This window comes from Nostoc sp. (assembly GCF_036917575.1).
GTDB lineage: Bacteria > Cyanobacteriota > Cyanobacteriia > Cyanobacteriales > Nostocaceae > Nostoc.
Window position 1 is genome coordinate 62,730 of record NZ_JBALDC010000074.1, and the last position, 12,405, is coordinate 75,134.

A 12,405-nucleotide genomic window follows, 5' to 3' on the forward strand; every position below is an offset into this window, starting at 1 on the left:
TTTACAAAGCGAGTATACAAACTTTAAGAAACATAATTTAGATAAGGTTTGTAAAATTTAAAAATAATTTGAGGAGGGACTTTTAGAACTAAACCCATAGTTAATAAAAAATTATAATATAAATTTTGAATTGGCATTCCTTTTGTAATAGCTGCTAGAGCAGTTAACGAACTTTTTTGAGTATGCCAATCGATATTAAAAGAAATCGACATATCTAAACTTCTAACATGATGTAAAGTTCCAGGAGGCATATATAAAATATCTCCTGGATTGACAATAAATTTAATCGGTTTAGCATTTTTATAATCAGGATATTTATTTAAATCTGGATTTTCTGGATTAACAAGAAACCACCGCCAACCTTGGCGATAACAATGTTTTGCATCTTCAGGTAGTAAAATCGTAAACTGTTTACGTCCAACAATTTGAAAAAACATATTGTTAGTTAGAAGGCAATCAAAATGTAAGGGTGTGACACTATTAGAGGAACCTAAGAAAAACTGACAGTAACGCCACCACTTGTAACAGTACCATTCTGGTAAATAATTAATCGGAAATGGTTGGGCATTTTCTATTAAAGAAGGTATTAAGCTAAATAAAGGTAAGTCATGGCAATATGGCGGTAGAGGATTATTTTCAGGAGCTTTTTCATAATTTTCTATTAATTCTATATATTTTTTCATTGTCAAAGGACATATTTCGATTTTATTATTACAAAACTTCTTTGCATAAATATTTAGTTCTGGAGATAAATTTTTGAAGTATTTTAAAGACCATTTCTCAAAACCACTCCAATTAGAAGTTACTCCAGAAAGTATCACTGGTTTGCCTAGTTCAACATAATCTTTCTTGAATTCATCACTTGAGAGTTTGTATCTTCTTTCTATTGCAGATGAAACAATCATAAGTGGGTAATAGTAAATATTTATTATCAGAGCAGGTTAGTAAAATGATCAGAAGTTTATTTTTTGTTAACTTATCAGAACTAATTTCTAATCAAAGGATACTTCTTTTTCTAAGATTGCAGCTATTTGTTGCTGTTTTAATGTCAGCAAAGGTAAGTTTTTAATTTGAAAATGAGGATTAATTATCAACCCTTGCAACAGCATATCAATATCTTTGAGAATGCCAGTAATGGTAGCAGTCTCAAATCTTCTAGAATCATAGGAAATAGCTATCAATAACTCTTTATTAGGATATACAACTAAGTTCAGAGGATAGTTATTTCGGTAATATATTTCTGTATGTTGAAATTCTATATTTCCCTGCCAATCTCGGATAAATTCGCTGACTGGAAAGTTTTCAACCACAACGATACTTTCAAACAAAGTTAATTTTTGTGGGACTTCACTCCACTTCTGAATTTCTGTTAATCGAGAGTATTCATAATCACGGACTTCAACTAATTGCAGTTGAAAACGTTGTAGCCATGATAAAAAAAGCTGTTCGGTATCGATATTGACATGGATGGGCAAGGTATTAACAAACATACCCACCATTGATTCTACTCCTTGCAAATCTGCTGGCCGTCCCGTGACAGTGCAGCCATACAATATATTGTTGCAACAAGTATAACGACTCAGCAGAACGGCCCAGATACCGTTAATTATCGTAGCAAGGGTAAGATGATGTTGTGTAGCAAAGGACTGTAGAGCCTGTGTAGTTCTTGCTGATAGTTGAATTATTTCCTCACTATACCTTACTTCTTGGGTAGACGATCGCTCAATTTTTTCTAGTTTTTCTATGTAAGTTAGAGGAGTTGGTGTTTTAACACCTTGTAATGCTTGTCTCCAGAAATTCTCAGCTTTTGATATGTTCTGCTGCTGCAACCAATCAATGTAGTCTCTAAAAGGACGTGTAGGTGCAAAGCTAGTTTCTTTACCTTGACAAAGCGTTCCATAAGTTTCCACAAACTCTTGGAATACTAATGAACCACCCCAACCATCGATAATTATGTGGTTAAAGCTCCAAATATATAGATACTTGTCATCAGTAAGGCGAATTAAAGTATGACGCATCAAACATGGCTGGGAAAAGTCAAAACTTTTTTGGCGATCACTTACTACAAAAGAGTCAAGTTGTGCTTTTTGTTCCACTGAATTTAGATTAGACCAATCATAATAATTCAGAGGTACTTCTACTTTTTTGTAGACTATTTGTAATGGATTTTCTACTTCTTCCCAATAAAATCTAGTACGTAAAATGGGATGCCGATCCATTACCAATTGCCAAGCTTTTTCAAATGCTTCTATATTCAGATTACCACGCAAAGTAAAGATATGTTGGAAAAAATATAGAGACAGTTCGCTATCAAATAAACAGTGGAACAACATCCCTTCTTGTACAGGTGTGAGTTCGTAAATATCTTCAATATTTTCTAATAATTTACTGTCATCAGACACTTGCTGTATTTCCAGCAGTAAGGACTGATTTATCGGATGTAAATCAAGCTGATTTTCTTCGACTAAGCTATGTTGAGTCGGTGTAATGTTTAATTCAGGTTGGATAGTTGAGGAAATAGATAAATTTGTTGCTAATTCAGCAATTGTTTGGTAATGAAAAAATTGTTGAGATGTTAACTTCAAACCTGCTTGATTCGCTTTGGCAGCAATTTGAATTGTGTTGATAGAATTCCCGCCTAACTCAAAAAAGTTGTCGTATATACCTATCTTGTCAATTCCTAGAATTTCTCGCCAAATATCAGCCAGCATTTGCTCAATTTCGGTATCGGGAGCAATGTAATCATTACCTAAATTGGGACGAGGATGTTTCGCTTTTGAGAGATTGACTGAAGATAATTGCTCTTGCAAATACTGAGGAGAATTATTTTGCTGAATTAAAGCTGGTAAATCTTGAGTTGAAACAATAACATGAGGTAGCTTACTTCCCAGAACGCGGTTAAAAACATCGATACCTTCTTGAGATAATATGCCTTTTTTAATAATCTCTGTACGTTCTTGTTTAAGTTTATCGGGTAATACTGTTTCCACTGCAAACCCAACTTCTTGCCAAGTATCCCAACTGATTGATACTGTTAAGCGATCGCATCTGGAATTATAATAACGAGCATAAGCATCTAAAAAGGCATTAGCTGCACAATAATCTATCTGTCCAAATTCCCCCAGAATAGAGGTTTTAGAGGAACAAAGTACAAAGAAATCTAAGTTTACATCCTTTAAAACTTCTTCTAAAATTAATGTACCTTGGACTTTTGCTGCTAAGACATTGCTGGCTATATCCCGCGTTTTGAGTTGGGTAACGCCACCACCAGGAATCCCAGCCGCGTGAATTACACCATTAATTTGACCGAATTTTTGTAATGCTTGAGCAATGACTACTTTCATTTGTGCAGAATTAGTTACATCAGCACTTACAACCTCAATTTCTGCACCTAACTCCTCAAGCGATCGCACTTTTTGGATCTGACGACTAATAGAATCTTGGCTATCATGATTTACTAGCCATTGTTCCCATTCAAAGCGTTCTGGCAATCCCTTTCTGCCAATGAGTATTAATTTAGCCTGAAATGTTTTTGCTAAATGTTCTGCTAATACTAAACCGATACCTCCAAATCCACCAGTAATTAAGTAAACCCCATCTTTTCTTAACTTATTTCTGCTTGCAATGCTGTTTTCTAAAGAAACTGCATCAAAAGTTTGCACCCAACGGTGAGAACCACGGTATGCAACTATTTCATTAGTTTGTTGAAGTGTTAATTCTGTTGCTAATTTATCTATAATTTTTAAAGATAAAGGAGTTTGAGCAGAATCCATTACTAAATCAACTAGACTGCAATTAATATTGCGATATTCCTTAGGAATTACTTTGCATGGACCTAATACAGTAGACTTCTGTGGACATAAATTTTCATCGCCAGTTACATCATGTAAATTGCTGGTGACAACCATCAGCTTTAGAGAATCCCAAATATCTTGTTTTCCGATTGATTGTGCTAAAAACAACAGGCTATAGAAGCTGAGATCCCAATACTCATTGTTGAGCGAAATATCACTTGGTGTAACGCTCCAAAAATGTACAATTGTATTTAGTTTAAAATCCTGTTTTTGCAGTTCTTTTAGTAACGCATCATAATCATCTGGCTGTTGGGGATTGATGCAATACATTTGCTCATCGAGTTTACTAAATTGTTCGCCCAACCCTACAGTGATGACATCTTGATTTTGTTGTTCGAGTCGTTTGGCAAACTCATTGCCTACTCCATAGTTATCTACAAATACCAAGCAATACAACTTATGTTTGCTCAGTTCTTCTTGGAATAATTCAAGCGGTATGGATTGTTTCCATACTGGAATATAAAACCAGTCAGCGATATTTGGCTTTTTATCTAATAATTGTTGTGATGCTGTTTCTGAGGTAGATGAATCTAGGTCAATAGAATAACGCTGATTTTCAACAGAAGGTATTTGCTCTAATGATTCTTGAGAAGTTGTAGACTCAATCCAATAACGCTGACGCTCAAAGGGATATGTTGGTAAAGGAAGGCGATAACGGCGTTCATTAGTATAAAAGCTTGACCAATCAATCTTAATTCCCAACATCCACAACTGACCCAAGGTGTTGAGTAAAAACGCTACTTCTGAATGCTGTTCGAGAGGATGGAGTACAGTTAATTCGGCATTACTCAAAGTCTTTCTAAAACCAACTTCTAGTAGAATTCGTTGTTTGTCTTTAAGTAACTCCGTAATTCCTTCATTAAAAAGTGTTGGTTGCTGTGTTTGTGTCCAATAGTTAAAGTCTGTTGCTTCAGCTTGAGTAATCCAAGTCCCGCTAACGTTGGAGATGAATGGAATTTCTGGAGGATTAAGTTGGACTTTTTCTAACAATTTATTAGAAGATTTCGCTACTATTACAAGAGCATCTTCAAGAGAAAATACTCCGGCTAAAGTTGCGGCAACATATTCTCCAACACCTTGTCCAATCATTGCTTGAGGAAAAATCCCCCAAGACATCCATAATTGCGCCAAAGCATATTCGATCACAAACAACGCACTTTGAGCAAAGCAAGTTTGTTGAAGTTTCTCTACTGCGGTTTTCTGTTCAGATTCACTAGGATAAATTACTGATCGCAAATCTAACTCTAGATGTGGTTTTAATATGAAGCAGCACTGTTCCACCTGGGTACGAAACACTGACTCAGTTTCATAGAGTTCTCTACCCATGTCTGCATACAGCGCCTCTACCCCAGGAAAAATGAAAGCAACAAAGCGAGTTCCTAACTCTTGAAATTGAGTTACAGCTTGTTGTGAGACTGGTTGATTCAATGCCTGAATTGCATCTTGAACATCTGAGCAAATCAATATTCGCCGATGACTAAAGTCTCTGCGTCCGACTTGCAAAGTATAAGCGACATCTGCAAGATTAATATCGGGATGTCGTGTCAGATATTGGCTGAGATTTTGCGTAGCAGTTGCTAACGCAGACTCAGTTTTTGCCGAGAGTACCAACAATTGCCAAGGACGAGAAGGACTAGAAGCTGGAAGTGTTGGGGCTTCTTCCAAAACTACGTGAGTATTGGTTCCCCCCATTCCTAAAGAACTCACACCAGCACGGCGGGGAGTCGAGCCTTTCCATTCCCTGAGCTTGGTGTTGACATAAAAAGGACTGTTGGCAAAATCAATTTCAGGATTAGGCTGCTCAAAGTTGAGGCTTGGTGGAATTAATTGATGTTTTAGAGCCAAAGCAGTCTTGATTAATCCTGCAACTCCAGCAGCTGCATCTAAATGACCAATATTTGTTTTAACTGAACCAATGGCGCAGAAATTCTTTTTCTCGGTACTGGCACGAAAAACTTTAGTCAGCGCGGCAATTTCAATCGGATCGCCCAAAGCTGTACCGCTACCGTGGGCTTCAATATAGCTGATTGTTTCCGGTTCTATCTCTGCTGACATTATCGCTTCCGCGATCGCTTCTGCTTGTCCATCGACACTAGGCGCTGTATACCCGACTTTCATCGAACCATCGTTATTGATTGCAGCGCCTTTAATCACAGCATATATGCAATCACCATCGGCGATCGCATCTTGAACTCGCTTGAGAACAACAACTCCTACACCATTCCCAACAGTAGTTCCCTGCGCCTTAGCATCAAAAGCATGACAATGACCATCAGGAGATAGTGGCCCTCCTGGTTCATAGAAATAACCAGTTTTTTGCGGTAAGCGAATAGAGACACCTCCCGCCAAAGCCATATCGCATTGATAATTTTGCAAACTTTGGTAGGCGAGGGTAGTAGCAACTAATGATGTAGAACAAGCTGTTTGAACTGTAATACTTGGCCCGGTAAGATTTAATTTATAAGAAACACGAGTTGAGAGAAATCCTTTATCATTACCAATCAATTTTTGGTATGATTCCCCAGACCCTAATTGGTCATTTTTTAAATCAAAAGATAAATAATTATTTAAACTTGCACCTGCATAAACACCAATTTTACTTTCACACTTGGTTGAATCATAACCAGCATTTTCTAAAGCTGACCAAGCACATTCTAAAAATAGGCGGTGTTGAGGATCAGTTACTTCAGCTTCCTTCGGATTCAAATCGAAAAATGCCGCATCAAATAAATCAATACTATCTAAAATACCACCGACTTTGACATAATTACTATTATTTACCAATACCGCAGGTACACCAGCAGCAATTAACTCTTCATCTGTAAATAAAGATAACGACTCCACCCCATCTTGTAAATTTTGCCAAAAAGACTCTATGCTGATAGCTCCGGGAAAACGCCCTGCCATCCCGATAATAGCAACCCCCTCCATTAACTCATAATTTTTATCAATGTCACTTTTATTATTCATCTCATTGAACCTAATAAATAACTACCTTCTCTTCCTTGGTGTTTTTGGCGACTTGGCGGTAGCCTGCGGCAAGCCGCTACTGCGTATACATTTAATCAATCACATTAAAATTTACATACTCAGGCGCATCTTGAATACGACTTAAATCATTTTCAAAAATTACTAAATCGCCATTCTTCTCAACTTCTTTAAACCCAGCAAACTTATAAGATATATACATCATTCTGTTGCGCTCGTTTGACACAAACTCTGCTAAAAGACGAACATTATTGCTTTTAGCCAGACTCATAACATGATTCAACATAATTGTGCCAACTCCTCTAGACATCACCCGACAAGACATTAGCAACAACTTGATAGTCCATGACTGAGGCTGGCATTCAATCATAACCAACCCTATTTTACCGTAGCTACCATACTTATCTTCCAAACTCGCAATCAGTAATTTATGGTTTTCTGAACAACGAAAATGATTCAGTTCGTCATAGGAATATGTATAACCAGTTGTATTTAATTGGTTAGTTCTTAATGTTAACTCTTCTGCACGCTGCAAATCCTCTTCTTGAGCAGAAGATATCGTGAGATTCATTTTAAGAGTAGCTAAGAATTCATCTGATGTGCCAACAAATTCATTTTCTGCATTTTGCCGCTCAATATCATTAAGATACATCAACCTTCTAATTCGTGAATCTTCCGTAATAAACCGAGGATTCATGACAGGCATATCTAAAACATTATTTATTTCATCTGCATTGATAGATAAAATTTCTGGTAAGGAAAACTTTACTTCTTCTAGTTCAAATAACTGATCGTCAATGAAAGCGATCGCATCTATACCAATATTCAACAAATTAGCAATTTCTTTCAAAGAAGCAGCTTTAGAACTCCAATTAATTTGGGGATATAAAAAATACTTTTCTAATTCAAATTCCTCTACTTTAGCTATTGCTGTAGCCCAATCGTTCTTACTAGCTATAGATTGTAATATACCACGACTATCTAAATTTTGAATTACATCTAGTATATTTTCTCGCAGAGAGACTTTTTCATCTTCTAGCAAAACTCCATGCCATAGGGTATTATCTAAATCCCAAACAACACATTTAATAACTTTTTTATCTTTTGGTTTACTGTTTACATTTTGCTCTTGAGTACTAATCATATATTAAGTTCTCTCTGCTAATTTCTTTTCTAAGCCAGTAGTTACAGTTGTAAAAAGATAATCTTGATAACCTGACTCGGCAATCGTAACTTCTTGAATTTGAGTACTACCTTCAATAATTTCCATAATTTTTGAGTCGCGTAAGTACCTTTCAACAGGGTACTCACTACTACAACCATTACCACCATGAATTTGTACGGCATCATTTGCTATTTTTGTAGCTACTGTAGATGCAAAGTATTTAGCAATAGAAGTCTCGCTAATCGAGTTGGGGTCGTTAATATCTTTGAGATAACCAGCTTGATAATATAACAGTCTTGCTGCTTTTATATTAGTTATCATCTGAGTTATTTTTTGCCGAATTAATTGATGTTCTTTTAGATAAACGCCAAATTGCTTTCGTTCATTTGTATACTTGATACAAGCTTCTAAACAAGCTTGAGCAATACCTACACAACCCGATGCCACACTATATCTACCATAATCAAGTGCAGAAGAAGCAATATAGGAAAATCCAAAACCTAATTTACCGACTAAATTTCCTTGAGGAATTTGACAGTTATTAAAATATAATTCGGCTGACATTGAAGCCTTAATACCTAAAATGCCAGATATTGGTTTGACTAAAAATCCTGGGCTATTTTTTTCAACTAAAAAAGCAGTAGGTTTTCCGTCACATTTAGCGAAGACTAAAAATATATCTGCTATTTGTCCATAAGTAATCCATTTCTTTTGCCCATTTAAGACATAAGTATTGCCAGTCAGATTTGCTGTTGTTTCCACACTTTTAGCATCACTACCAACATTAGGTTCGCTTAATGCAAAAGCAGCGATGATTTCTCCAGATGCTAGTTTGGGAAGCCAATACTGTTTTTGAGATTTATTACCCCATTTATACAAAGCATGAGCAACCATGTTGTGAACTGTCAATAAGCTTCTAATAGAAGAACATCCTCGTCCTATTTCTTCGTTAAGAATCCCATACGTTATCATGTCCATTCCTTTACCACCATATTCTTGGGGTAAAATAGCACCTAAAAAACCACGTTGAGCTATTTTTTTAATTATTTCTGGTGGGGTAAATTCTTTTCTATCCCATTCACCAGCATAAGCACATATTTCCTGATTGATAAAAGCTCTAAATTCCGCTTTAGTATTTTTTTGTTGAGTAGATAGTTCTAGCTTCATGAATATAATTTATTATTAATGATTAATCATTTACTTGGTCTTGTGAGTTTCTTTGCTTAATGCTCTCTGTAAAACTTCCTGGAAAGATAAGAGATTTAATAATGGCAAGAGAAGTCCATAGACCATCTGGAGATGAAATTGCATGATGGAGATAATGAGGTGCGATGTTTAAAAAAACTGATAACATCTTTTTTTGTTTGAAATAATCTTGAATTTTAATATCGTAAAAAAATGATAATGATATGTTCTCTTCTAATGCTGTGACATGATGCCACCAATAAGGTGGTATATAAAGCATTTCTCCTGGTTGAAGTATAACTTCAATTTTTTCTTGCCAAGGAAATTTGGGAAATAATTCCAAGTTGGGAAGATTTGGATCTACTTTACTATAATCTGCTAACCCGTGACTATCTTCTAAAGGTGGATAGAATGATAAATAATTAGAAGGAGGGAACAAAAGTATTCTTTTTCTACCTCGAATTTGAACAAAAATATTATGAAATCCATCAAAATGAAGGACAGTAGTTGAAGAAAAGTTTTTATTAGATAAACCATGCCAAAAGCTGACTAATGGCTTGCTGTTTAAATACGTTGGATAAATTACATCTTCTGTAATTTCAGGGAAAGATTTTTCAAAAACTGCGCTAGGTAAGTAACACCTTATATTAAAATCATTTCTATGAGCTTTATTAATATAATTATTTATATACTCTTTATATTTCATTTCTTTGATATCAGAACTATAACCATCCTCATTAGAAAACTCATTATAATTTTCAAAAAAACCTTGTTGAAAAAACTGTATATTAACTATATTATTTCCACACTTTTTTATTAAATAATCATTAGACCAGTTTTTACAAGCATCCCAATTTTTAGCAACATCTTCAATTATAAAAGGCTGATATTGCTCCCACATTTCTACAAATTGTTTTGTACTAGGATTTTTGATTCTTAAACATGATTCAATAGCTTGAGCTTGCATAAAAACTCCAAAATTCTTTAATAAACTGAATTTTTTTTGATATTGCTTAATGCCATATAGACTTAATTTATTGGAAAAAAACTTATGAAATAATTCCTTTAAATAAATCTATAGTATCCATCAAGGTTCCAGAAGAAATTGCATGACGTAAATAATGAGGTGCAATGTTAAAAAAAACAGATAACATCTTTTTTTGTCTAAAGAAATCTTGAATTTTAATATCGTACCAAAAGGATAATGATATATTCTCATTTACTGCTGTAACATGATGCCACCAAAAAGGTGGTATATAGAGAATTTCTCCAGGTTGAAGTATAACTTCTATTCTTTCTTCCCAAGGAAATTTGGGAAATAATTCAAATTGGAACAGATCGGGATTTACCTTGCTATTATGTCCTATACCAGAACGATCTTCAAGAGGCGGATAGAATGATAAATAATTGAAAGGAGGAAATAAAAGAAATCTTTTTTTACCTCTAATTTGAGCATAAATGTTATGTACTCGGTCAAAATGAAGGGTACTAGCGGAAGTGTATTTTTTACTTGAGAAACCATGCCATAAATTAACCCACGGTTTTCTATTTAAGTATTTTGGATAAGCTACATCCGAAGTAATTTCAGGAAAGCACTCTTCAAAATCTATCTCATTTGAATAACAGCCTATATCATCATTATTATTTCCATTAACTCTTGCTTCTATGTCTTTTACATACTCTTGATATTGCATTTCTTTTATATAATGAGATTCATTATCATAAGCAAATTTTTTATAGTCATACAAAAAGTTTTGTTGAAAAAACCATATATAAACAATTTTTTCTCCACAGCGTTCAATCAAATAATCATTAGACCATTTATGACAAGCATCCCAATGTTCTGCAACATCTTCAATTAAAAAAGGCTGATACTGCTTCCAGATATCTGAAAACTGTTCTGTACTAGGATTTTTGATTTTTAAAATTGATTTATTAGCTTGAGTTTGCATAAAATTCCCAACATTTTAAACTTCTATAACTATAAATTTTGCGCCGCTTTGTGACTATCGATACTATTTATGCATTATTACAGTAGTCTTACGCTCAACTAAATTAGCAATAGAATTTATTGTCCGGAAGTTTTCAAAATCTAAATCCTCGTTTTCAATAGCAACCTGAAACTCTTGCTCTATAAATAAAACTAATTGCATAGCAAACATAGAATTGACAAAGCCCAGAGCAAAAATATCTTCATCTGGTTGCAAATCATGATTACCGAAAAATTTTGAAAGAAAAGATTTGATTTTAGTTTGAATTTTGTTCATGAGTATTGAAATTTCCGATTCTATTGATATACGTAAAATCCTTTACCACTTTTTCTTCCATACAAACCTGCATCTACCATTTTTTGAAGTAAAGGTGATGGTCTGTACTTGCTATCGTTAAAGTTTTCGTACAAGACTTCGATAGAAAATAAAATAGTGTCTAATCCAATCAAATCTGCTGTTTCTAAAGGACCCATTTTGTGGCCAAAACAGCCTTTAAAGATTTTGTCTACATCTTCTGCTGTAGCAACCTGCTCTTGTAATAGAAAAACAGCTTCATTAATAGTTAACATCAACACGCGGTTGGAAACAAAACCTGGTGAATCATTGACAATGATGCATTCTTTTCCCATTTGAGCCAGCATTTGTTTTGCTGTTTCAATTGTTGACTCAGAGGTATGATATCCACGAATCATTTCGACCATCGGCTTCATTGGTACGGGATTCATAAAGTGGATACCAACAACTTTATCGGACCGTTTGGTGACTGAAGCAATGCGGGTAATGGGAATTGCTGACGTATTGGCGGCAAATACACATCCCGGTGGACAAATAGAATCTAGTAAGGGATATACTTCTTTTTTAAGATACCATTTTTCGGTGACATTTTCTATTATAAAGTCCGTATTTTCTAAAATTTTATAGTTTGTCGATAACTCAATTCTGTTGAGCACGCTATCTGTAGTTTCTGTATTATCGCTTTTTTTAAAAAAGCTCTGAAAGCGGATATTATTCCTAATTTCATGTTTAGCTTTATCTAGGATATTTTCTGAAATATCTATTAGGATAACTTGATGGCCTGTTTGAGCGAGGTTTTGTGCAATCCCTATCCCCATTACGCCTGCACCGACAACACCTACTGTTTGAATGTTCATAATTCAATTCATCATTCTCTAATAACGCTAATAGTTTGCCTTGGCTCATATTACCTGTGTAGTACAAAAAC

The 12,405-nt window shown here is 34.8% G+C and carries 8 protein-coding genes; all 8 read right to left on the minus strand.

Features of this window, described 5'->3' with window-relative positions; translation table 11 throughout:
* Positions 1-23: 23 nt before the first annotated feature.
* The 8 genes from V7K79_RS22450 to V7K79_RS22485 all read right to left on the minus strand — a co-directional run bounded on the left by V7K79_RS22450 (position 24) and on the right by V7K79_RS22485 (position 12,334).
* Positions 24-905 (minus strand): cupin-like domain-containing protein, encoded by an 882-nt coding sequence (locus V7K79_RS22450; protein ID WP_335050555.1) that lies wholly within the window; start codon positions 903-905, stop codon positions 24-26.
* 87 nt (positions 906-992) lie between these two features.
* Entirely contained in the window at positions 993-6,824 is a 5,832-nt protein-coding gene (locus tag V7K79_RS22455) for an SDR family NAD(P)-dependent oxidoreductase (protein ID WP_335050557.1), read from the minus strand.
* Between the two features lie 91 nt (positions 6,825-6,915).
* Positions 6,916-7,986 carry an HAD-IIIC family phosphatase gene (locus tag V7K79_RS22460; protein WP_335050559.1) on the minus strand — a complete coding sequence of 357 codons (1,071 nt, stop codon included), beginning with the start codon at positions 7,984-7,986 and terminating at the stop codon, positions 6,916-6,918.
* Between the two features lie 3 nt (positions 7,987-7,989).
* Positions 7,990-9,174, minus strand: a complete 1,185-nt coding sequence (locus V7K79_RS22465; RefSeq protein WP_335050561.1) for an acyl-CoA dehydrogenase family protein — start codon at positions 9,172-9,174, stop codon at positions 7,990-7,992.
* A 22-nt stretch (positions 9,175-9,196) separates the two neighbouring features.
* Positions 9,197-10,159, minus strand: a complete 963-nt coding sequence (locus V7K79_RS22470; protein ID WP_335050563.1) for a cupin-like domain-containing protein — start codon at positions 10,157-10,159, stop codon at positions 9,197-9,199.
* A gap of 82 nt (positions 10,160-10,241) precedes the next feature.
* A complete protein-coding gene (locus V7K79_RS22475; RefSeq protein WP_335050565.1) occupies positions 10,242-11,144 on the minus strand; it encodes a cupin-like domain-containing protein in 903 nt (300 codons plus the stop codon).
* A gap of 63 nt (positions 11,145-11,207) precedes the next feature.
* The gene (locus V7K79_RS22480) at positions 11,208-11,459 is read right to left on the minus strand and encodes an acyl carrier protein (RefSeq protein ID WP_335050567.1); all 252 of its coding nucleotides are present in this window, start codon (positions 11,457-11,459) and stop codon (positions 11,208-11,210) included.
* 20 nt (positions 11,460-11,479) lie between these two features.
* Complete coding sequence (locus V7K79_RS22485; protein ID WP_335050569.1) at positions 11,480-12,334, minus strand: 3-hydroxyacyl-CoA dehydrogenase family protein; 855 nt, start codon at positions 12,332-12,334, stop codon at positions 11,480-11,482.
* Between the last annotated feature and the right edge of the window lie 71 nt (positions 12,335-12,405).